16 protein-coding genes are annotated in these 23,665 nt (G+C 71.5%); 15 read left to right on the top strand and 1 reads right to left on the bottom strand.

The genetic code is table 11. From position 1 onward, the window contains the following. Nucleotides 1–285 precede the first annotated feature (285 nt). From rph to mmsB, 7 genes are all read left to right on the top strand, one after another. On the top strand, nt 286–2,886 hold the full coding sequence (rph, locus tag O7600_RS07015) for a rifamycin-inactivating phosphotransferase (protein ID WP_281592868.1): 2,601 nt from the start codon (nt 286–288) through the stop codon (nt 2,884–2,886). 173 nt (nt 2,887–3,059) lie between these two features. After that, on the top strand, nt 3,060–3,428 hold the full coding sequence (locus O7600_RS07010; protein ID WP_281592867.1) for a MerR family transcriptional regulator: 369 nt from the start codon (nt 3,060–3,062) through the stop codon (nt 3,426–3,428). A gap of 44 nt (nt 3,429–3,472) precedes the next feature. Beyond that, nucleotides 3,473–4,567, top strand: coding sequence for a 12-oxophytodienoate reductase (locus O7600_RS07005; RefSeq protein ID WP_281592866.1), 1,095 nt, complete (start codon nt 3,473–3,475; stop codon nt 4,565–4,567). A 165-nt stretch (nt 4,568–4,732) separates the two neighbouring features. Next, a complete protein-coding gene (locus O7600_RS07000) occupies nt 4,733–6,088 on the top strand; it encodes an endo-1,4-beta-xylanase (RefSeq protein WP_281592865.1) in 1,356 nt (451 codons plus the stop codon). Nucleotides 6,089–6,281: 193 nt separating this feature from the next. Continuing rightward, complete coding sequence (chvE, locus tag O7600_RS06995) at nt 6,282–7,421, top strand: multiple monosaccharide ABC transporter substrate-binding protein (protein ID WP_281592864.1); 1,140 nt, start codon at nt 6,282–6,284, stop codon at nt 7,419–7,421. A gap of 79 nt (nt 7,422–7,500) precedes the next feature. Then, nucleotides 7,501–9,039, top strand: a complete 1,539-nt coding sequence (mmsA, locus tag O7600_RS06990; RefSeq protein ID WP_281592863.1) for a multiple monosaccharide ABC transporter ATP-binding protein — start codon at nt 7,501–7,503, stop codon at nt 9,037–9,039. Then, nucleotides 9,036–10,286, top strand: coding sequence for a multiple monosaccharide ABC transporter permease (gene mmsB / locus O7600_RS06985; RefSeq protein WP_281592862.1), 1,251 nt, complete (start codon nt 9,036–9,038; stop codon nt 10,284–10,286). The genes mmsA and mmsB overlap by 4 nt, the downstream gene beginning before the upstream one ends. 59 nt (nt 10,287–10,345) lie before the next feature. Here mmsB and O7600_RS06980 read toward each other — a convergent pair whose 3' ends face one another. Beyond that, nucleotides 10,346–11,998, bottom strand: coding sequence for a ricin-type beta-trefoil lectin domain protein (locus O7600_RS06980; protein ID WP_281592861.1), 1,653 nt, complete (start codon nt 11,996–11,998; stop codon nt 10,346–10,348). 649 nt (nt 11,999–12,647) lie between these two features. On the opposite strand from O7600_RS06980, the gene araB reads away from it, so the two are divergent. From araB to O7600_RS06940, 8 genes are all read left to right on the top strand, one after another. Then, nucleotides 12,648–14,327, top strand: coding sequence for a ribulokinase (araB, locus tag O7600_RS06975; RefSeq protein ID WP_281592860.1), 1,680 nt, complete (start codon nt 12,648–12,650; stop codon nt 14,325–14,327). Further along, nucleotides 14,324–15,079 carry an L-ribulose-5-phosphate 4-epimerase gene (locus tag O7600_RS06970; protein WP_281592859.1) on the top strand — a complete coding sequence of 252 codons (756 nt, stop codon included), beginning with the start codon at nt 14,324–14,326 and terminating at the stop codon, nt 15,077–15,079. The genes araB and O7600_RS06970 overlap by 4 nt, the downstream gene beginning before the upstream one ends. Further along, nucleotides 15,076–16,068 (top strand): ABC transporter substrate-binding protein, encoded by a 993-nt coding sequence (locus tag O7600_RS06965; RefSeq protein ID WP_091573861.1) that lies wholly within the window; start codon nt 15,076–15,078, stop codon nt 16,066–16,068. Before O7600_RS06970 ends, O7600_RS06965 begins: the two co-directional genes overlap by 4 nt. Nucleotides 16,069–16,136: 68 nt before the next feature. Further along, nucleotides 16,137–17,681, top strand: coding sequence for a sugar ABC transporter ATP-binding protein (locus O7600_RS06960; protein ID WP_281592858.1), 1,545 nt, complete (start codon nt 16,137–16,139; stop codon nt 17,679–17,681). After that, on the top strand, nt 17,678–18,748 hold the full coding sequence (locus O7600_RS06955) for an ABC transporter permease (protein ID WP_281592857.1): 1,071 nt from the start codon (nt 17,678–17,680) through the stop codon (nt 18,746–18,748). The genes O7600_RS06960 and O7600_RS06955 overlap by 4 nt, the downstream gene beginning before the upstream one ends. Continuing rightward, nucleotides 18,745–19,737 carry a galactofuranose ABC transporter, permease protein YjfF gene (gene yjfF / locus O7600_RS06950; RefSeq protein WP_281592856.1) on the top strand — a complete coding sequence of 331 codons (993 nt, stop codon included), beginning with the start codon at nt 18,745–18,747 and terminating at the stop codon, nt 19,735–19,737. The genes O7600_RS06955 and yjfF overlap by 4 nt, the downstream gene beginning before the upstream one ends. Nucleotides 19,738–19,763: 26 nt before the next feature. Next, entirely contained in the window at nt 19,764–21,266 is a 1,503-nt protein-coding gene (gene araA / locus O7600_RS06945; RefSeq protein ID WP_281592855.1) for an L-arabinose isomerase, read from the top strand. A gap of 268 nt (nt 21,267–21,534) precedes the next feature. After that, nucleotides 21,535–23,592: an RICIN domain-containing protein gene (locus O7600_RS06940; protein ID WP_281592854.1), complete on the top strand. Its 2,058-nt coding sequence runs from the start codon at nt 21,535–21,537 to the stop codon at nt 23,590–23,592. The last annotated feature ends 73 nt before the right edge of the window (nt 23,593–23,665 follow it).

Below are 23,665 nucleotides of genomic sequence, written 5' to 3'. Positions count from 1 at the left end.
TTCGCGCCGGCGGAGCTGCCCGGGGAGGACGCGGCGGCCGCGGCCGAGATCGGGGTGGAGGCGCGCAGGCGGCTCCCGACCGGCAGCCGAGCCGCGGGTGGCACCTGACGGCCGGGCGCGACCCGAGCCGGACCGACTGGAGGACAGCCGGACATGGCAAAGGCAGGGAGGCGACTCCCTGCCACTTCTAACGTATATCGCACCCGGGGGCTTGCCGCAAGACCCCGGTCATGCCGCAGAATCGTCGGCCGGACGCGGCTGAGCTGGGAAAACGGGGGTGCGGCGATGACCGGACGGTATGTGGTGGGCCTCGACGCGGTCGACGGGACGCAGGTCGCCGTCGTCGGCGGAAAGGGCGCGCACCTGGGCGCGTTGTCGCGCGTCGACGGCGTGCGGGTGCCCGCCGGTTTCTGCGTGACGACGGACGCCTTCCGGCGGGTGACGGCCGAGGCGCCGTCCCTCGCCGACCGGCTCGACCGGCTCACCCGGCTGCGGCCGGAGGACCGGGAGGCGATCCGGTCGCTCAGCGCGGAGGTCCGTCGCGCGATCGAGGACGTCGCCGTGCCCGGGGACGTCGCCGCGGAGATCACCCGGGCGCTGGCCGGCCTCGGTTCCGACGCCGCCTACGCCGTACGTTCCAGCGCCACGGCGGAGGACCGGGCGACGGCCTCGTTCGCGGGCCAGCAGGACACCTACCTGAACGTGCGGGGTCCGGCCGACATCCTCCGGCACGTCAGCCGGTGCTGGGCCTCGCTCTTCAGCGAGCGGGCGGTCACCTACCGCCGGCGCAACGGCGTCGACGACCGGAGCGTGCGGATGGCCGTGGTCGTGCAGCGGATGGTGCTCCCCGACGCCGCCGGCATCCTGTTCACGGCCGACCCGGTCACCGGCAACCGCCGGGTCGCCACCGTGGACGCCGGGTTCGGCCTCGGCGAGGCGCTGGTCTCCGGGCTGGTGGACCCGGACGTGTTCACCGTCCGCGACGACCAGATCGTGGCCCGGAGGATCGCCGCCAAGCGGCGCGCCGTCCACGCCCTGCCCGGCGGCGGGACCCGGGAGGAGGAGGTCGACCCGGCGCGGCAGGAGCAGCCCGCGCTCACCGACGAGCAGGTCGTCCGGCTCGTGCGGCTGGGCCGGCGGATCGAGGCCGGCTTCGGGCGCCCCCAGGACATCGAGTGGGGGCTGGTCGACGACGACTTCCACATCCTCCAGAGCCGACCGATCACGACGCTGTTCCCGCTACCGGCCGTCGACGACGGCGAGAGCCACGTCTACCTGTCGGTCGGCCACCAGCAGATGATGACCGACGCGATGAAGCCGCTGGGCCTGTCGATGTGGCGGCGCACCGCCATGGCGCCGATGCACGAGGCCGGCGGCCGGCTGTTCGTCGACGCCACCCGGCACCTGGCCACGCCGGCGGGCCGGGCCGCCTTCCTCGGCCTGATGAGCCGGTCCGACCCGCTGACCCGGGACGCGCTGGAGACGGTCCTGGAGCGCGGGGACATCGGGCCGACGTCGCCGGAGCACACCCCCGCCGGGCCGCCGTTCGGCGGCCCGTCGGCGGCGGTGGAGACCGACCCGGCCGTCGTCACCGCGCTCGTCGAGCGCAGCCGGGCCAGCATCGCCGCGCTGCGCCGCGACATCCGCGCCCGGTCCGGGCCGGAGCTGTTCGACTTCCTGGAGGAGGCGTTCGTCGAGCACAAGCGGGTCCTCGCCGATCCGGTGAACGTGCAGGCGATCATGGCGGGCATGGAGGCCACCTGGTGGCTCAACGACAAGCTGGGGGAGTGGCTGGGCGAGACGAACGCGGCCGACACGCTGACCCTCTCCGCGCCCGGCAACGTCACCTCGGAGATGGGGCTGGCGCTGCTCGACGTCGCCGACGTGATCCGCCCGCATCCCGAGGTGGTGGCGTTCCTGCGGGGCGTCGACGGTGACGACGGCTTCCTGGACGAACTGCCCGGGCTGCCGGGCGGCACGCAGGCGCGCGAGGCGATCGGGGCGTACCTCGACCGGTACGGCATGCGGTGCGTCGGCGAGATCGACATCACTCGGCCACGGTGGAGCGAGCGCCCGGCCACCCTCGTGCCGCTGATCCTCGACCACGTGCGGAACTTCGCCCCGGGCGAGGCCACGCGACGCTTCGAGCAGGGGCGGCAGGCGGCGGAACGAAAGGCCCGGGAGGTGCTGACCCGGCTGCGGGCCCGGCCGGACGGGGAGGCCAGGGCCGACGAGACCCGCCGCATGATCGACCGGGTCCGGACCTTCATCGGCTACCGGGAGTACCCGAAGTACGACATCGTCAGCCGCTACTTCCTCTACAAGCAGGCGTTGACGGCGGAGGCCGACCGGCTCGTCCGGGACGGGGTGCTCACCGACCCGGAGGACGTCTTCTTCCTGACGCTCGCCGAGTTCCGCGACGTGGTGCGCACGCACCGGATCGACGGGCGGCTCGTCCGCGAGCGCCGGGACGCGTACCGGTGGCACCGGACGTTGACGCCGCCCCGGGTCCTCACCTCCGACGGCGAGGCGCTCACCGGGGCGTACCGGCGCGACGACGTGCCCGCCGGCGCGCTGGTCGGGCTGCCGGTCTCGCACGGGACCGTCGAGGGACGCGCCCGGGTCGTCCTGGACCTGGCCCGCGCCGAACTCGAACCGGGCGACATCCTGGTCACCGCGCACACGGATCCCAGCTGGACGCCCCTGTTCGTCGCCGTCGCCGGCCTGGTGACGGAGGTCGGCGGCCAGATGACCCACGGTGCGGTGATCGCCCGCGAGTACGGCCTGCCGGCCGTGGTGAACGTGCCGGACGCGACCCGCCTGATCCGGGACGGGCAGCGGATCCGGGTGCACGGCTCCGGCGGCTACGTCGAGCTGCTGCCCTGACCGGCCCGAACGGTCCGGGCGCCGGCCATCCGGCGGGGTGCGTTCCCGCACCCCGCCGGCGAAGGCGTCGCGCGATCCGAGCGGCTTCGGGCGGACGTATCGATTGGCGGTCGCAGACCACGGCGGGGCGGCTGGCATGCTCGAGGCACAGGTCGGAACGGACGGGAGGCGTGATGCGCATCGGGGAGCTGTCGGCACGCACCGGGGTCAGCGCCCGGTCGATCCGGTACTACGAGCAGCAGGGCCTGCTCGCGGCCGTACGCAACGCCGGCGGACAGCGGGTGTTCGCGGAGTCGGCGGTCGAGCGGGTCGACCTCATCCGGCGGCTCTTCGACGCCGGGTTGAGCAGCCGGCGGATGTCCGAGCTGCTGCCCTGCGTCACCAACCCCGACATCCGCACCGGGTGGCTCACCGACCGGCTGCGCGAGGAGCGGTCCCGGATGGTCGCCGAGATGGCGCGGCTCGCGCACGCCGTGTCGGTGCTCGACGACGTGGTCGCCGACATGACCGTCCCCGACGAGGCCGCGACACCGGCCGCCTGAACGGGCTTGCCCCTGACACCGGTGTCACCTCCTACGGTCGGGCCATGACCGCAACCGTCGACACCGGATCACCGGTGGCCGCCCTGCTCGAACCCGTCACCGTCGCCGGGATGCCGCTGAGATCGCGCATCGTCATGGCCCCGATGACCCGCAACCGCGCGCCCGGCGGGGTGCCCGCCCCGGAGGCGGCCGACTACTACCGGCGGCGCGCCGAGCAGGGCATCGGGCTGATCGTCACCGAGGGCGTCCTGGTGGACCACCCCAGCGCCGGCCACGAGGACACGGTGCCGAGGCTGACGCCCGGCCCGGCCGAGGCCGGCTGGCGGCGCGTGGTCGAGGCGGTCCACGCCGCCGGCGGCCGGATCGCCGCCCAGCTGTGGCACCTGGGCAGCCTGCGCGAGCCGGTGGACGGCCGTCCGGCGTGGACCCCGTCCGGGGTGCCGGAGCCCGGGCGGCCGGCCGGGCGCGCGATGACGCTCGCCGACGCGGACGAGCTGCTGGCGGCGTACGCGGCCGCGGCGCGGGCGGCCGGCCGGGTCGGCTTCGACGCCGTGGAGATCCACGCCGCGCACGGGTACCTGCTGGACGAGTTCCTCTGGCCGTACACCAACCGTCGGACCGACCGGTACGGCGGCTCACCGGCGCGGCGGGCGGCCTTCCCGGCCGAGGTCGTGCGCGCGGTGCGCGCGCAGTTCCCGGCGGACCGTCCGGTGATCGTGCGGTTCTCGCAGTTCAAGGAGCGCGCCTTCGACGCCCGCATCGCCGAGACCCCGGCCGAGCTGGCGGAGATCCTCACCGCGTTCGCGGACGCGGGCGCGGGCGTCCTGCACGCCTCGCAGCGCCGGTTCTGGCAGCCGGCGTTCGCCGGCTCGGCGCTGAACCTGGCCGGTTGGGCGAAACGGCTCACCGGCCTGCCGTCGATCACCGTGGGCTCGGTGGGACTGACCCGCGAGTTCCTGCGTCCGGGTGACCCGGAATCGGTGTCCGGCCTCGCGAGCCGGCTGGTCGGCGGGGAGTTCGACCTGGTCGCCGTGGGTCGCGCCCTGCTCGGCAACCCGGCCTGGGCGACCCTCGCGGCGACCGGCCGCCTGGCGGAGATCGCGGACTACCGCAAGGCGCACGAGGACGTGTATCCCTAGTCCGCCGGGCTTGACGGAGCGGATGTTATCGCTCACAGTCGATGGTAGGGCAGGAGCACCGCAGGGCTCACCGGGCGAGCCGTGCTGGTCGGACCTCGACACCACCGCCGGAAACGGGTCGAGGCGTCGCATCACCACCGTCGCAAACCCGGAAGAGGAATCCGTATGAGACCAACGAGAGCCCTGCTGTCCACCGGCCTGCTGGCCGGCGCGCTGGCGGCCGGCATGGCGGTGGCGCTGGCCCCCGCCGCCGACGCCGGCACGACGCTGCGCGCGGCTGCGGCCGAGAAGGGCCGCTACTTCGGCGCCGCGGTCGCCACCGGCAAGCTGTCCGACAGCACGTACTCGACCGTCCTGAACCGCGAGTTCAACTCGGTGGTGGCCGAGAACGAGATGAAGTGGGACGCCACCGAGCCCCAGCAGGGGCGGTTCAGCTACACCGGCGGCGACCGGCTGGTCAGCCACGCCCGGGCCAACGGCATGAGCGTGCGCGGTCACACGCTGCTCTGGCACGCGCAGCAGCCGAGCTGGGCGCAGGGGCTGTCCGGCAGCGCGCTGCGCAACGCGGCGATCAACCACGTCACCCAGGTGGCCACCCACTTCCGGGGGCAGATCTACGCCTGGGACGTGGTGAACGAGGCGTTCGCCGACGGCGGCTCCGGCGGGCGCCGGGACTCCAACCTCCAGCGCACCGGCAACGACTGGATCGAGGCGGCCTTCCGGGCCGCGCGGGCCGCCGACCCGGGCGCCAAGCTCTGCTACAACGACTACAACACCGACGGGATCAACGCGAAGTCGACAGGCATCTACAACATGGTGCGCGACTTCAAGTCCCGGGGCGTGCCGATCGACTGCGTCGGCTTCCAGTCGCACCTGGGCACCACGATCCCGGGTGACTACCAGGCCAACCTCCAGCGCTTCGCCGACCTGGGCGTGGACGTGCAGATCACCGAGCTGGACGTGATGACCGGCGGCAACCAGGCGAACATCTACGGCGCGGTCACCCGCGCCTGCCTCGCCGTGTCTCGGTGCACCGGCATCACCGTGTGGGGTGTGCGTGACTGCGACTCGTGGCGCGGTTCGGACAACGCGCTGCTGTTCGACTGCGCCGGGAACAAGAAGGCCGCGTACACCTCGGTGCTCAACGCGCTCAACGCCGGCGGCACCACCACCCCGCCGCCGAACACCACGGCGCCGCCGCCCACCACCACCTCGCCGCCGCCGACGCAGGGCGGGTGCTCGGCCTCGGTGTCGCTGAACTCGTGGACCGGCGGGTTCGTGGCCACGGTCCGGGTGACGGCCGGTTCCGGTGGCACCCGGGGCTGGACGGTCACCATGACGCTGCCCGGTGGTGCGAGCGTCACCAACACGTGGAGCGCCACGGCCAGCGGCAGCACCGGCACGGTCCGGTTCACCAATGTGGACTACAACGGCCAGCTCGGCGCCGGGCAGAGTACGGAGTTCGGGTTCCAGGGCAACGGCAGCGGTTCGGGCATGACGCCCACCTGCGCCGCCGCCTGACCCACCCGCCGAAGGGGCGGCGCGACGACCCTCGCGCCGCTCCTTCGCGGTGCCGCCCGCCGCCGCCCGCGCCGGCCCCTGTTACGAGACCGAGACATACGCGTTTCGTCCGATCGGTTGACGCTGCAACTTGTGAGCGTTAACACTCCGGAGGGGATACCGGTGCGGTTCCGCAGTGGAGGGAGATGGGCACGTGCGCAGACGTTTTCTGGCGGCACTCGGCGGCATCGTGATCGCGGTCGGCCTGGCCGCGTGCAGTGGAGAGGGCGCGGGAGGCGGCGGGGACACCAAGGGAGCCGAGCCCGGTGACCTCACCATCGGCGTGTCGATGCCGACGCAGACCTCCGAGCGGTGGATCGCCGACGGCAACTCGGTGAAGGAGAAGCTGCAGGCCAAGGGCTACAAGGTGGATCTGCAGTACGCCGGGGACGAGATCCCCACCCAGTCGCAGCAGATCGACCAGATGATCACCCAGGGCGCGGACGTGCTGGTCATCGCCGCGATCGACGGAACCGCGCTCAGCGGCCAGCTCCAGGCGGCCGCCAACGCGAAGATCCCGGTCATCTCCTACGACCGGCTCATCCGCAACAGCCCGAACGTCGACTTCTATGTCAGCTTCGACAACTACAAGGTCGGCGTGGCACAGGCCAACGCGCTGCTGGTCGGTCTCGGGCTGCAGAACAAGGACGGCTCGAAGGGCTCCGCCGCCGGCCCGTTCACCATCGAGCTGTTCGCCGGCTCACTCGACGACAACAACGCCCACTTCTTCTTCAACGGCGCCATGGACACGCTCAAGCCGTACCTGGACGCCGGCACGCTGAAGGTGAAGTCCGGCCAGACGAAGATCGAACAGGTGGCCATCCTGCGCTGGCAGCAGGAGACCGCGCAGAAACGGATGGAGGACCTGCTCACCTCCAGCTACAACGACGGCGGCAAGGTCGACGGGGTGCTGTCGCCCTTCGACGGCCTGTCCCGGGGCATCATCACCGCCCTGCAGAACGCCGGCTACCGCGGCGGTGCCAAGAAGATGCCGGTCGTCACCGGCCAGGACGCCGAGGTCGCCTCGGTCAAGCTGATCAACGACGGCGTGCAGAGCTCGACCGTCTTCAAGGACACCCGCCTGCTGGCCGACCAGGCCGTGGTCGCCGCCGAGGCGTTCCTCAAGAAGGAGCAGCCCAAGGCGAACGACACCAAGACGTACGACAACGGGGTCAAGGTCGTGCCGTCGTTCCTGCTGCCGGTGCAGACCGTCTACAAGGACGACATCCAGTCGGTGCTGATCGACTCCGGCTACCTGACGGCCCAGGAGGTCGCCGCCGGCCGAGCCGGGTGACCGCCCGGCGGGCCCGGGGCGGACGCCGCCGTCGGGCCCGCCGCGAGCGGACCCGACGGCCACGACCAGGACGGTTGCCATGAGCGATCACATCCTCGACATGCGGAACATCACGAAGACCTTCCCCGGGGTGGCGGCGCTCCAGGACGTCTCGCTCGCCGTCCGGCGCGGCGAGATCCACGCGATCTGCGGCGAGAACGGCGCCGGCAAGTCCACCCTGATGAAGGTGCTGTCCGGGGTGTACCCGACCGGCAGCTACGACGGGGAGATCGTCTTCGACGGCGAGCCGGTCGACTTCCGCGGGATCCGGGACAGCGAGTCCCGCGGCATCGTGATCATCCACCAGGAACTGGCGCTGGTGCCGTACCTGTCGATCGCCGAGAACATCTTCCTCGGCAACGAGCGCCGGGGCCGCGGCGGGCTGATCGACTGGCACCGGACCAACGCCGAGGCGGCGGCGCTGCTGCGCGAGGTCGGGTTGCACGAGAACCCGGTGACCCCGGTGGTCCAGCTCGGGGTGGGCAAGCAGCAACTGGTGGAGATCGCCAAGGCGCTGTCCAAGAAGGTGCGGCTGCTCATCCTGGACGAGCCGACCGCGGCGCTCAACGACGTCGACTCGGCACACCTGCTGGACCTGATGCGCCGGCTCCGCGACCAGGGCATCACCTGCATCATGATCTCGCACAAGCTGGGTGAGATCACGGCGGTCGCCGACTCCACCACGGTGATCCGGGACGGCCGGACGGTCGAGACGCTCGACATGCGCGACGGCGCCGTGACGCAGGAGCGGATCATCCGCGGCATGGTCGGGCGCGACCTGTCCGCGTTCTACCCGACCCGGTCGGTGACGCCCGGGGCCGAGGTGCTGCGGATCGAGGACTGGACGGTGCGCCATCCGACCCAGGACCGGCTGGTGGTCGACCGGGCCTCGCTCTCCGTGCGCGCCGGCGAGGTGGTCGGCATCGCCGGCCTGATGGGCGCCGGCCGCACCGAACTGGCGATGAGCGTGTTCGGCCGCGCGTACGGGCGGGAGATCAGCGGACGGCTCTACGTCAACGGCCGCCGGGTGCGGGCTCGGACGGTGGCCGAGGCCATCGCGAAGGGCATCGCCTACGCCACCGAGGACCGCAAGCACTACGGCCTGAACCTGATCGACGACGTGCGCGGCAACATCTCGGCCGCCGCCCTCGGCAAGCTGGCCCGGCACGGCTGGATCGACGGCAACCGGGAGATCGACGTCGCCGAGCGGGGGCGGCGCGACATGAACATCAAGACGCCGACGGTGATGGCCTCGGTGGGCAAGCTCTCCGGCGGCAACCAGCAGAAGGTCGTGCTGGCGAAGTGGCTGTTCACCGACCCCGACGTGTTGATCCTGGACGAACCGACCCGGGGCATCGACGTGGGAGCGAAGTTCGAGATCTACACGATCGTCAACCGCCTGGTGGCGGACGGGAAGGCGGTCGTCGTCATCTCCTCCGAGCTGCCCGAGCTGCTGGGCATGTGCGACCGCATCTACACCCTGGCGGCCGGTCGGATCACCGGCGAGCTGCCGGTGGGCGAGGCCACCCAGGAGAACCTGATGGAACTCATGACCAAGGACAGGGATCGCGTCGGATGACCAGCACGAAGCCCTCCAGCTCCCCGAAGGTGGCCGCGCCCGACGCCGGGGCGACCGCCACCCTGCACACCGGGACCAGCGACCCCCGCACGCTGATCCTCGGCAACCTGCGGCAGAGCGGCATCTACATCGCCCTGGTGGTGATCGTCGCGCTGTTCGCGGTCCTCACCGACGGCGTCTCGCTCAGCCCGGGCAACATCACCAACATCGTGCTCCAGTACTCCTACATCCTGGTGCTCGCGATCGGCATGGTCATCGTGATCATCGGCGGGCACATCGACCTGTCCGTGGGGTCGGTGGTGGCGCTCACCGGCGCGGTCTCGGCGGTGCTCGTCATCCGGGAGGGTCTGCCCTGGTGGGCGGGCGTCCTCGCCGCGCTCGCCGTGGGCGTCGCGGTGGGCGCGTGGCACGGCCTCTGGGTCGCGTACGCCGGGATCCCGGCCTTCATCGTCACCCTGGCCGGCATGCTGTTGTTCCGCGGGCTGACGCTGCGGGTGCTGGACAACATCTCGCTCTCGCCCTTCCCGGAGGAATACCAGCGGGTGGCCGCCGGGTTCCTCAACGGGCTTCTCGGCGGTCAGGGGTTCGACGCGTTCACGCTGTTCATCGGCGCCTTCGCGGTGGTCGGTTACGCCGCCAGCGTCTTCCGCACCCGGGTGGCCCGGGTGCGGCACGAACAGCCGGTCGAGTCGTTTCCGCTGTTCGTCCTCCGGGTGGCGGTGGTCGGCGCGGTCGTCATGTGGTTCGCCTGGCAGCTCGCCCACGCCCGGGGCCTGCCGATCGTGCTGATCGTCCTGGCCGTGCTGGTGCTGGTCTACGGCCTGCTCACCCGCCGTACGGTGTTCGGCCGGCAGGTGTACGCGATCGGCGGCAACCTGCCGGCGGCGACGCTGTCCGGCGTGCGGGTGAAGACCGTCAACTTCTGGGTCTTCGTCAACATGGGCTTCCTCTCCGCCGTGGCCGGGGTGATCTACTCCTCCCGCTCGAACGGGGCCCAGCCGGCGGCGGGCAACATGTTCGAGCTGGACGCGATCGCGGCGGCCTTCATCGGCGGCGCGGCGGTCACCGGCGGCGTCGGCACCGTGGTCGGCGCCGTGGTCGGTGGCCTGATCATGGCGGTGATGAGCAACGGCATGCAGCTCATGGGCGTCGACCAGTCCGTGCAGTCGGTGGTGAAGGGCCTGGTCCTGCTCGTCGCGGTGGCGTTCGACATCTGGAACAAGCGCCGCGCCGCGGGCGCCCGGTGACGACCGGCCGGACGGTCACGTGCCGTCCGGCCGGCCGTTCGGTCACCGGCGGGCGCCGGTCAGGCTCGGCTCCACCGCTGGTTGGTGTTGCCGTGACAGGTCCAGACGATCACCCGGCTGCCGTTGGCGGTGCCGCCGTTCTCCACGTCCAGGCACAGCGACGGGGAGCGGACGTTGCTCACCGTGCCGTTGCCGTTGAACGTCCACTGCTGGTTCGTGCCGCCGTTGCAGTCCCAGATCTGCACCCGCGTGCCGGCGCTCGCGTTCGTCGGCACGTCCAGGCACTTGCCCAGCACCTGCAACGCCGGCCCGGTGGCGGTGAACTGCTGGTTCGGGTTGCCGTGACAGTCCCAGACCAGCGTGCCGGTGCCGTTGGCGGTACCGGAGTTGTCGACGTCGAGGCAGCGCCCGGCCGACTCGCTGCGCAGCCGGAACGTGGTCGGGGTGGGCGGCGGGGTGGTGGTGCCGCCGCTGACCCGGTAGACCACCGTGCCGTGGGCCGGCACGCTGGCGGAGATCGCGCCCGAGGTGCTGGTGGTGGCGTCGGTCCAGGCGTCGCGCAGGGTGAACGAGCTGCCGTTCTTGCCCACCGCCGCGGCCGTGGTGGAGACGGTCGTGGTGCTGCTGCCCTGGTTGAACAGGGCGACCGCGACGTCGCCGTTGGCCAGCGGCTTGGCCAGCACCCGCCGGGTGCCGTCGTTGGCGACCTGGACCGCCTGGCGGCCGAGCGTGTCCTGGTTGATCGCGACGAGGTTCTGGTTGCGCAGGATGGCCAGCGTGGCCGCGTTCGTCGACCGCGCGTCGTGGCCCATCATCAGCGGCGCGGCCAGGACCGACCAGAGCGCGAAGTGGCTGCGCATCTCGGTGTCGGTCATGCCGCCCCGGCCGACCTCCAGCATGTCGGGGTCGTTGAACCCGCCGGGGGCGGCGTAGCCGGCCAGGGGCACGGTGACGTCGACGATGTTCTGGATCCCCATCGGGTAGCCGTTGGTCTGGCCGGTGTTCCACGCGTTGGTGATGTCCTCGGTGGTGCGCCAGAGGTTCGCCACGTCGCTCCAGTCGCGCTGCGGCCCGGTCTTGGCGTGGTAGCTGTTCGGGTTGATGCTGTAGACGATCTGCCGGCCGGTGGACGCCAGCGCGTCGCGCATGATGCCGAACCTGGCCACCTGGTCGTTGATCGTCCCGGTGGAGGAGCACCAGTCGTACTTGAGGTAGTCCACGCCCCACGCGGCGAACTGCCGCGCGTCCTGGTACTCGTGGTTGAGGCTGCCGGTGGCGCCGGGGAAGGCGCCGCCGACCTGGGCGCAGGTCTTGTCCAGCGGCACCTGGTAGATGCCGAACAGCAGTCCCCGGGCGTGCAGGTAGTCGCCGAGCGCCTTCATCCCGCTCGGGAAACGCTGCGGGTGGGCCTGCAGGTTGCCCTGGGCGTCCCGGTTGGGGTCGAACCAGCAGTCGTCGACCACGACGTACTTGTACCCGAGGTCGCGCAGCCCGTTCGCGACGATCGCGTCGGCGGTCTGCCGGATGAGGGTCTCGTTGATGTTGCAGCCGAAGGTGTTCCAGGTGTTCCACCCCATCGGCGGGGTGCGGGCGACGCCGTTGTCGAGCGCCCGCGCCGGGCGTGGGGCCACGACCCCGTCGGTGACGGTGGCCGCGAGCGTCACCGACGCGACGCCCAGGGCGGCCAGCATCCATCGTGTCCGTCTGCGCACTGATCCTCCTCGCTGGGCGGACGCCGGCCGTGCCGACGGCCGCGGCGGAGCGGCCCGCCTGTCGCCGGCCCGCGTGTCCGCCCGGGACGAGACGGCACGGCGTGCGGGACGGGTCGGCGGATCGCGGTCGGCCGCTCCGGGTGGTGGGGTCCGGCGGTCACCCGGGTCGTCGTCCGTCGCCGCCGCGCTGCGGTGCGGGGTCGTCCACGGAGTGCCAGGCCGGTGCGGTGATGCCGCGGATGTTATCGCTGACATAAAAGTCTGTAAATAGCAGCGGCTCCGCCCGGGCGGGGGTTACCGGCGCGTCGCCGGGGCCGGCGCGGAGACGGAAAGGGCCGGTGGAAGGCTCTCTGCCGGCTCTCCGGCGGGCCTCGAAGGGTGGGCCCCGGGTGTCGTCGACTGTGTTCTCGCAGGGGCCGTCGGAGGCGCGCGATGTTTTCGCTAACACTAGGACGGTCCGGCTCCCGGACCGACCGTCGCCGAGGAGTGTCGGGGATCGTGTCCGGACGGTGCCCCCGCCGGTCCGGTGGCCACCGTGGTGATCGTTCACCCGATCACGCTCCCCGTTACGTAGCTGTTGCGCAGAGGTGTCTTGACGGATGTATATGTGAGCGCTAACACTAACCTCCGTGATGCGGCGGAGGTGTAGATGAGCGAAGTGGACACGGCCGACCGGTACGTGGTCGGGGTCGATTTCGGCACGCTGTCCGGGCGGGCGCTCGTGGTGCGGGTGCGCGACGGCGCGGAGGTCGGCACGGCGGTGCACGACTACCGCCACGGGGTCGTCGAGTCGGCCCTGCCCGACGGCGGCCCGGCGCTGCCGCCGGACTGGGCGCTCCAGGACCCCGACGACTACCGCGACGTGCTGCGCGAGGCGGTGCCCGCCGCGCTGGCCGCCGCCGGCGTGGATCCGGCCCTGGTCGTCGGCATCGGCACCGACTTCACCGCCTGCACCGTCCTGCCCACCCTCGCCGACGGCACCCCGCTGTGCGAGGTGCCGGAGCTGCGGCACCGGCCGCACGCCTGGGTGAAGCTGTGGAAGCACCACGCCGCCCAGCCGCAGGCCGACCGGATCAACGCCCTCGCCCACCAGCGGGGCGAGCCGTGGATCGGCCGCTACGGCGGCAAGATCTCCGCCGAGTGGCAGTTCGCCAAGGGGTTGCAGATCCTCACCGAGGATCCCGAGGTCTATCGCCGGGCCGAGCGCTTCGTCGAGGCCGCCGACTGGATCGTCTGGGAGCTGTGCGGGGTGGAGACCCGCAACGCCTGCACGGCGGGCTACAAGGGCATCCGGCAGGACGGCCGGTACCCGTCGGCGGACTACCTCGGCGCGCTCGACCCCGGCTTCACCGACTTCGTCGCCAAACTGGACGGTCCGCTGCTGCCGCTGGGCGCGCGGGCGGGCACGCTCGGCGCCCGGGCGGCGGCCTGGACCGGGCTGCCCGAGGGCATCGCGGTCGCCGTGGGCAACGTCGACGCGCACGTCACCGCCGCCGCCGCGCGGGCGCTGCGTCCGGGCCGGCTGGTGGCGATCATGGGGACGTCCACCTGCCACGTGCTCAACGGCACCCACCCGGCCGAGGTGCCGGGCATGTGCGGTGTGGTCGACGGCGGCATCAGCCCGGGCGCCTGGGGTTTCGAGGCCGGGCAGAGCGGCGTGGGTGACATCTTCGGCTGGTTCGTCCGCAACGCCGCCCCGGCGGGTCTGGACTCGCACGAACGGCTCACCGAGCTGGCCGCCGCCCAACCGGTCGGCGCGCACGGCCTGGTCGCGCTCGACTGGTGGAACGGCAACCGGTCGTTGCTGGTCAACCACGACCTCAGCGGGCTGGTCGTCGGGCTGACGCTGGCCACCCGGCCGCCGGACGTCTACCGCGCCCTGCTGGAGGCCACCGCGTACGGCACTCGGATGATCATCGAGGCGTTCGCCGAGGCCGGCGTGCCGGTCGACGACCTGGTGGTCGCCGGCGGGCTCACCTCGAACCGGCTGCTGATGCAGATCTACGCCGATGTCACCAATCGTCCGCTCGGCATCATCGGCTCCGCCCAGGGGCCGGCGCTCGGGTCCGCGATCCACGCGGCGGTCGCCGCCGGCGCGTACCCGACGATCCACGAGGCGTCGGCCGCGATGGGGCGGGTGGACGAGGGCGTCTACCGGCCCGTACCGGAGAACGTCCGGGCCTACGACGCGCTCTACGCCGAGTACCGCGCGCTGCACGACCACTTCGGTCGCGGCGGTGACGACGTGATGCTCCGCCTGCGGGCGATCCGGAACGCGGCGCGGGACGCCGCCGCGCAGACCGACCCGGTTCTGGAGGTGATCGGATGAACGCCGACGTCGCCCGGCAGGTCGCCGCGGTACGCGAGACCGTGGCCCGGCTGCACCGCGAGCTGACCCGCTACGACCTGGTGGCCTGGACCGCCGGCAACGTCTCGGCCCGCGTTCCCGGGCAGGAGTTGATGGTCATCAAGCCCAGCGGGGTGGACTACGACGACCTGACCGCCGACACGATGGTGGTCTGCGATCTCGGCGGCGCCGTCGTGGACGGCGGTGGCTCGCCGTCGAGCGACACCGCCGCGCACGCGTACGTCTACCGGGCGATGCCCGAGGTCGGCGGCGTCGTGCACACCCACAGCGGCTACGCCACCGCGTGGGCGGCACGGGGCGAGGCGATCCCGTGCTGGCTGACCGCCCAGGCCGACGAGTTCGGCGGCGAGATCCCGGTCGGGCCGTTCGCCCTGATCGGCGGCGACGACATCGGCAAGGGGATCGTCAGCACCCTGGCCGGGCACCGCTCGCCCGCGGTGCTCATGCGCAACCACGGCGTCTTCACCATCGGCCGGGACGCCCGGGCGGCGGTCAAGGCCGCGGTGATGTGCGAGGACGTGGCCCGCACCGCCCACCTGGCCCGCGCGCTCGGGCCGCCGCTGCCGATCGCGGCGGCCGATGTCGACGCGCTGCACGACCGCTACCAGAACGTCTACGGCCAACGCCCGGCCACCGACCCCACCACCACCTCCGGTCGTGCCGGCCCTGCCGGCCGCGCGTCCGGCTCACCCCACCACGAGGAGAACCGATGAGAACCAGGAGCACGGCACGCACCGTCATCGCGGCCCTCGCCGGCGTGCTGCTCGCCGGCGGCATGGTCGCCTGCGGCAACAGCGACACCGGCGGCGGGTCCGGCGGCGACGACAAGATCGTCCTGGGCTTCTCCCAGGTCGGCGCGGAGAGCGGCTGGCGCACGGCGAACACCACCTCGATCAAGGAGGCGGCGGGCGAGGCCGGCATCGAGCTGAAGTTCGACGACGCGCAGCAGAAACAGGAGAACCAGATCAAGGCGATCCGCAACTTCATCCAGCAGAAGGTCGACGTCATCGCCTTCTCGCCGGTCGTCGAGTCCGGCTGGGACACCGTGCTGAAGGAGGCCAAGGACGCCAAGATCCCGGTGATCCTGACCGACCGCGCGGTCGACTCGGCCGACAAGTCGCTCTACAAGACGTTCCTCGGCTCGGACTTCAAGAAGGAGGGACGGCTCGCCGGCGAGTGGCTGGTGGAGCAGAAGAAGTCGGCGTCCGGCCCGGTCAACATCGTCGAGCTGCAGGGCACCACCGGCTCGGCGCCGGCGAACGACCGCAAGGAGGGCTTCGCCGGCGCGATCGCGGCGAACCCCAACCTGAAGATCATCGCCTCGCAGTCCGGTGACTTCACCCGCGCCGGCGGCAAGCAGGTGATGGAGCAGTTCCTCAAGGCCAACCCGAAGATCGACGTGCTCTTCGCGCACAACGACGACATGGGTCTGGGCGCGCTGGAGGCGATCACCGCGGCGGGCAAGGTGCCCGGCAAGGACATCACCATCATCACCGTCGACGCGGTGAAGGACGGCATGCAGGCGCTCGCGGACGGCAAGTTCAACTTCATCGCCGAGTGCAGCCCGCTGCTCGGCCCGCAGCTGATGGACCTGGTGAAGAAGGTCAAGGCCGGCGAGGAGGTCCCGGCCCGGATCGAGACCGAGGAGACCACCTTCACCCAGGAGCAGGCCAAGGAGGCGCTGCCCAACCGCAAGTACTGACCCACCCGCGGGGGTCGCCGTCGCGCCGACGGCGACCCCCGCGCCACCACCGTCGAAGAAGAGGTCCGATGGGTACGGGTGAGCGTCCGGTCCTGACCATGACCGGCATCAGCAAGACCTTCCCCGGGGTCCGTGCGCTGCACGAGGTCGACTTCCGGCTGTTCCCGGGCGAGGTCCACGCCCTGATGGGCGAGAACGGCGCCGGCAAGTCGACCCTGATCAAGGTGTTGACCGGCGTCTACGGCACCGACGCGGGCGTCGTCACGCTCGCCGGTGAGCAGGTCTCCTTCAGCGGGCCGATGCAGGCCGCCGCGGCCGGCGTGAGCACCGTCTACCAGGAGGTCAACCTCTGCACGAACCTGTCGGTGGCGGAGAACGTCTTCATCGGCCGGGAGCCGCGCCGCCTCGGCGCCGTGCGCTGGGGCGAGATGCGCCGGCGCGCCCGCGAGCTGCTGGCCCGGCTCGACCTCGACCTCGACGTCACCGCGCAGCTCGGCACGTACTCGCTGGCCGTGCAGCAGATGGTGGCGATCGCCCGGGCGATCGACGTGCGGGCGCGGGTGCTCATCCTCGACGAGCCGACCTCCAGCCTCGACGCGGGCGAGGTCGCGCAACTGTTCCGGATCATGCGACAGCTGCGCGACGAGGGGATCGCCATCCTGTTCGTCACCCACTTCCTGGACCAGGTCTACGGCATCGCCGACCGGATCACCGTGCTGCGCAACGGCACCCTGGTGGGGGAGTACCGCACCGCGGAGCTGCCGCAGTTCAGCCTGGTCGAGAAGATGATCGGCCAGGAACTCGACGTGCTGGAGCGGCTCGACGAGCAGCAGAAGCGCGCCACCGTCGCCTCCGCCGGGGCGGAACCGCTGGTGGACGCCGTGGAGCTGGGGCGGCGGGGCGCGATCACCCCGTTCAGCCTGCGCATCGAGGCCGGTGAGGTGGTCGGCCTGGCCGGCCTGCTCGGCTCCGGCCGCACCGAGGTCGCCCGCCTGCTCTTCGGCGCCGACCGTGCCGACCACGGCCAGGTCCGCCTCGACGGGGGCCGCTCGCCGCTGCGTACCCCGGTCCAGGCGATCGAGCAGGGCATCGGCTTCTGCTCGGAGAACCGCCGCGCGGAGGGCATCGTTCCGGAGCTGTCGGTCCGGGAGAACATGATCCTGGCGATGCAGGCCGCGCGTGGCTGGCTGCGTCCGGTTCCGCGCCGCCGGCAGGACGAGCTGGTCCGCCGGTACGTCGAGGCGCTCAGCATCCGGCCGGCGAACCCGGAGCTGCCGGTGCGCAACCTCTCCGGCGGCAACCAGCAGAAGGTGCTCCTGGCGCGCTGGCTGATCACCGAGCCGCGCCTGCTCATCCTGGACGAGCCCACCCGCGGCATCGACGTCGGCGCCAAGGCCGAGATCCAGAAGCTGGTGGTGCAGCTCTCCGACGGCGGCATGGCGGTGCTGTTCATCTCCGCCGAGCTGGAGGAGGTGCTGCGCCTGAGCCACCGGGTCGCGGTCATGCGGGACCGCGAGATGGTCGCCCAGCTCACCAACGACGACTCGCTCGACGCCGACCGCGTCATGCGCACCATCGCCAGCGGAACCCCGAGGGAGGAGGTGACCCGATGACCACCGTCGCCGACCGCCTCCGCCCGGTGACCGGCCACCGTCTGTTCTGGCCGGCCCTCGTGCTCGTGGTCATGATCGCCGCGAACACCGTCTACCGACCCGGCTTCCTCGCCGTGGAGGTCAAGAACGGCCACCTGTACGGCACGCCGGTCGACATCCTCCGGTTGAGCGCGCCGCTGATCCTGGTCGCGCTCGGCATGACCCTGGTCATCGCCACCGGCGGCATCGACCTGTCCGTCGGCTCGCTCTGCGCCATCAGCGGGGCGATCGCCTGCCTGCACATCAGCCGGGCGGCCGACCCGGACAGCCCGTCCACCGTGCTCACCGCGCTGGCCCTGGCCTTCGGGGCCGCGTTGGTGCTCGGCGCCTGGAACGGGGTGCTGGTCGCCGTCATCGGCATCCAACCCATCATCGCCACGCTGATCCTCATGGTGGCCGGGCGGGGGATCGCCCAACTGGTCACCGAGGGGCAGATCATCACGATCAACTCCGGCCCGTACCGGGCGATCGGGCTCGGGCACCTCCTCACCCTGCCGTTGGCCGTCCTGATCGCCCTGGCCGCGGCGCTGCTGGTGGCCGCGTTCACCCGGCGCACCGCGCTCGGGCTGATCGTCGAGTCGGTGGGCGGCAACGCCGAGGCGAGCCGGCTCGCCGGCATCCGGTCGCGGCGGATCATCTTCCTCGTCTACGTGGTCGGCGCCGCGTGCGCCGCGCTCGCCGGCTTCATGGTCACCGCGAACGTGTCCAGCGCGGACGGCAACGCCGCCGGCCTGTGGATCGAACTCGACGCGATCCTCGCGGTGGTGATCGGCGGCACCTCGCTGGCCGGCGGCCGGTTCTCGCTCGGCGGCACCGTCCTGGGCGCGCTGATCATCCAGACCCTGACCACCACGGTGTACGCCATGAACATCTCGCCCCAGACGTCGCTGCTGTTCAAGGCCGTCGTCGTCATCGCGGTCTGCCTCGTGCAGGCCCCGGCGTTCCGGGCCCGGTTCCGTCGCCGACGCCGTGGCGTCGAACCCGGCCCGGCGGCGCCCCAGCGGGAGAAGGAGCAGGTGCCGGCATGAGCAGCACGTCGTCGACCGTCGTCCGGCCCTGGCGGCCCGGCCTGCCCCGGCGGCACGTCCCGGTCCTGGCCACGCTGGCCCTGCTGCTGGTCATGTACGGCATCGGGGTGTCCCAGTACCGCGCCTTCTCCAACGCCCAGGTCGTCTTCAACGTCTTCATCGACAACGGCTTCGTGCTCGTCGTCGCGGTCGGCATGACCTTCGTGATCCTCACCGGCGGCATCGACCTCTCCGTCGGCTCGGTGGTCGCCATGACCGCCATGGTGTCGGCCGCCCTGCTGCGCGACGGCATGCCGGCGGCCCTGGTCCTGGTCATCGCGCTGCTGATCGGACCGACGCTGGGCTTCCTGATGGGCTGCGCGATCCACTTCTTCGACATCCAACCGTTCATCGTCACGCTCGCCGGGATGTTCTTCGCCCGGGGGATGTGCACGTTCATCAGCGGCGCCTCGATCTCCATCACCGACGGCTTCTGGACCGGCATGTCGCAGCAGCGCATCGGGAACCCGGCCGGCAACTTCGTGTCGATCAGCGTGCTGATCGCGTTCGCGGTGGTCCTGGTGGCGGCGTACGTGCTGGCGTACACCCGGTTCGGCCGCAACGTGTACGCCGTCGGCGGCAACGCGCAGTCGGCGCTGTTGATGGGCCTGCCGGTGGCGCGGACCCGGATCGCCGTCTACACCATCAGCGGGCTCTGCTCGGCCGTCGGCGGCATCCTGCTGTCGTTCTACACGCTGTCCGGCGCGCCGTTGATCGCCGTCGGCATGGAACTGGACGTGATCGCCGCCGTCGTGATCGGCGGAACCGTGCTCACCGGTGGATCCGGATACGTCTTCGGCACCGTCCTCGGCGTGCTAGTGCTGGGCGTCATCCAGACCCTGATCACGTTCGACGGCAGCCTCAACTCCTGGTGGACCAAGATCGTGATCGGCGGCCTGCTGTTCGCGTTCATCCTCCTCCAGCGCCTCATCGGCATCCGGTTCAAGTGACGGTTCCTAGCGCGGAAGGCAACAACATGGCAACTCATCCCCAGCCCGAGGTCTGGTTCCTCACCGGCAGCCAGGGCCTCTACGGCGAGGACACCCTGCGGCAGGTCGCCGAGCAGTCCCGGCAGATCGCCGCGTGCCTGGACGAGTCGCCGGACATCCCCGTACGCGTGGTCTGGAAGCCGGTCCTGACCTCCGGCACGGACATCCTCGCCGTCTGCCGGGACGCGGCCGTGCGGGGCGCGGTCGGGGTGATCGCCTGGATGCACACGTTCTCCCCGGCGAAGATGTGGATCGCCGGCCTGGACGCGCTGCGGACCCCGCTGCTGCACCTGCACACCCAGGCGAACGTGGCGCTGCCCTGGGACACCATCGACATGGACTTCATGAACCTGAACCAGGCCGCGCACGGCGACCGCGAGTTCGGCTACATCCAGACCCGGCTCGGGGTGGCCCGCAAGACCGTCGCCGGGCACGTCACCGACCCGCGGGTGGTCGGACGGGTCGCGGCCTGGGCCCGCGCCGCCGTCGGCTGGTCGGCGGTGCGGTCGTTGCGGCTGGCCCGCTTCGGTGACAACATGCGCGACGTCGCGGTGACCGAGGGGGACAAGGTCGAGGCGGAGCTGCGGTTCGGTGTCTCGGTCAACACCTACGGGGTGAACGATCTGGTCGCGGCCGTCGACCAGGTCGCCGACGCGCAGGTGGACGACCTGGTCAAGGAGTACGACGACACCTACCGGGTGGACGCCGACCTGCGGCCCGGCGGTGCCCGGCACGACTCGCTGCGCTACGCCGCCCGCCAGGAGTTGGGCCTGCGGGCGTTCCTCGACGAGGGCGGGTTCCGCGCCTTCACCACCAACTTCGAGGACCTGGGCGGGCTGCGTCAGCTCCCGGGCATCGCGGTGCAGCGGCTGATGGCCGACGGGTACGGCTTCGGCGGCGAGGGGGACTGGAAGACCTCCGTGCTGGTGCGGACGCTGAAGGCGATGGCCGTCGGCGTCGACGGCGGCACGTCGTTCATGGAGGACTACACCTACGACCTGACGTTCGGCCAGGAACTGGTCCTCGGCGCGCACATGCTGGAGGTCTGTCCCAGCATCGCCGCCGACGTGCCCACGGCCCAGGTGCACCCGCTGAGCATCGGCGGGCGGGAGGATCCGGTCCGGTTGGTGTTCGACGCGGCGTCCGGCCCGGCCGTCGTGCTCGGCATGGCCGACATGGGGGAGCGGTTCCGGCTGGTCGCCAACGAGGTGGACGTGGTGCCGCCGCCGCACCCGCTGCGCCGGTTGCCGGTGGCCCGGGCGGTCTGGCGACCGCGCCCCGACCTGGCCGGCTCGGCGGAGGCGTGGATCACCGCGGGCGGCCCGCACCACACCGTGCTCTCCCAGGCCGTGGGGGTGGAGGAGCTGCGCGACCTGGCGGCGATGGCCCGCACCGAGCTGGTCGTCATCGACGCCGACACGGCGCCGCACCGGTTCGCCGACGAGCTGCGCTGGAACCAGGCGTACTACCGGCTCGCCCGGGGGTTCTGAGGCGCGCCGGTGGCACGCCGGTGGCGGGTCCCGGGCCGGGGCGCGCCACCCGGATGTGTCCGCCGGGTCACGCCTTGACGAACGTCATGTTATCGCTCACAGTCGATGTGTCGGGTCGTCGACGTCGCGCGCGGACCGTTCCGGGCCGAGACCGCGCCGCAGCTGTGCGGAGATCCGACTCCCTTCCGGCGCGGGCGGCTGTTAGCGATCACATGGGCGGTGCCGCCGTGCGTCGTCCCGCCCCGGAACCGGTCGACGAAGGAGAGTCATGGTGAGCAGAGGTCGGTTGGCCCGGCTCCTGGCGGGGTTGGCGGCGATACTGGTCGGCGGCGCGCTGGTGACGGTGGCGCCGGTGCCGGCGTCGGCCGCGACGGTGGACACCGGCGCGTGGTACGTGCTGGTGAACCGCAACAGCGGCAAGGCGCTGGACCTGTACAACCAGGCCACGAACGACGGGGCGCGGATCACCCAGTGGTCGCGCAACGACGGGGCCTGGCAGCAGTGGCAGTTCGTGGACTCCGGTGGCGGCTGGTACCGGATCCGGTCGCGGCACTCGGGCAAGGTGCTGGACGTGACCGGCGCCTCGACCGCCAACGGTACGGCCGTGGTGCAGTGGTCCGACCACAACGGGACCAACCAGCAGTTCCGGCTGGCGGACTCGGACAGCGGCTACGTGCGGCTGGTCAACCGCAACTCGAACAAGGTCGTGGAGGTGCAGAACGCCGCCACGACCGACGGCGGCAACATCGTGCAGTACGACGACTGGAACGGCGCGAACCAGCAGTGGCAACTGGTGCGTGTCGGTGACGGCGGCAACCCGGACCCGGGCGGCACGTTCACCAACCCGGCCGTCTGGCAGGACTTCGCCGACGTCGACATCATCCGGGTCGGGGACGTCTACTACATGTCCGCCTCGACCATGCACTACTCGCCGGGCGCGCCCGTCCTGCGCTCCTGGGACCTGGTGAACTGGGAGTTCGCCGGGCACTCCGTCCCCCGGCTCGACTTCGGCGCGAAGTACGACCTGACCAACGGCGCGCACGCGTACGTGGACGGCATCTGGGCGTCGACGTTGAACTACCGGCCGAGCAACCGGACCTACTACTGGGCCGGGTGCGTCGACTTCGCCCAGACCCACATCTACACCGCCGGCGCGGTCGACGGCGCCTGGAGCCGGCTGACCACCATCCCGAACTGCTACTACGACGCCGGGATGCTGATCGACGACAACGACACGATGTACGTGGCGTACGGCAACGGCACGATCAGCGTGGCGCAGCTGTCCGCCGACGGGCGCAGCCAGGTTCGGGCCCAGCAGGTCTACCAGACGCCGTCGAGCATCGGCACGCTGGAGGGGGCCCGCTTCTACAAGCGCAACGGCGCCTACTACATCTGGCTCACCCGGCCGGCCAACGGCCAGTACGTGCTCAAGTCCACCAACGGCCCGTTCGGCCCGTACGAGCAGCGGCAGGTGCTGCTCAATCTGCCCGGTCCGATCTCCGGCGGGGGCGTGCCGCACCAGGGCGGGCTCGTGCAGACGCAGAACGGTTCCTGGTACTACATGGCCTTCACCGACGCGTACCCGGGCGGCCGGATGCCGACGCTGGCGCCGATCACCTGGACCGCCGACGGGTGGCCGCAGGTGCAGACCGTCAACGGGGCCTGGGGCGCGAGCTATCCCAACCCGCTGCCGCGGCGCCCGGTCAAGCCGCTCACCGGCACCGACACGTTCGCCGGCACCACGCTCGGCGTGCAGTACGAGTGGAACCACAACCCGGACAACAGTCGCTGGTCGGTGAACAACGGCCTGCGGCTGCAGACCGCCACCGTGACCACCGACCTCTACCGGGCCCGCAACACGCTGACCCACCGGATCCAGGGCCCGACCTCCACCGGGACCGTGGAGCTGGACTACTCGGGCATGCGCGACGGCGACCGGGCCGGGCTCGCGATGCTGCGCGACAGTTCGGCGTGGATCGGGGTCCGGCGGGACAACGGCGCCACCCGGGTGGTGATGACCAACGGCCTGACCATGGGATCCGACAACTGGAACACCACCTCCACCGGGACCGAGATCGCCGGCGCGCCGGTCTCCGGCGGGCGGATCTGGTTGCGGGCCAACGCCGACATCCGGCCCGGCTCCGGCCGGCAGGCGCGGTTCTCCTACAGCACCGACGGGGTCACCTTCGTCCCGTTGGGCAACGCGTTGACGCTCAACAACGCGTGGCAGTTCTTCATGGGATACCGCTTCGGCATCTTCAACTACGCCACGCAATCACTCGGTGGCGCGGTGACCGTACGCCAGTTCTCGTTGACGACCCCGTGACAACGGTCACCATTTGCGACCGTTGACATATCTGCGAATTGCCCGGGGTGGGGTTCCGGTAATCATCGGAAAA

The organism is Micromonospora sp. WMMA1998 (assembly GCF_027497375.1).
Taxonomy (GTDB): Bacteria; Actinomycetota; Actinomycetes; order Mycobacteriales; family Micromonosporaceae; genus Micromonospora; species Micromonospora sediminicola.
The sequence above is the reverse complement of the archived record's forward strand: the minus strand, read 5'-3'. Positions and strand labels throughout refer to the sequence as shown.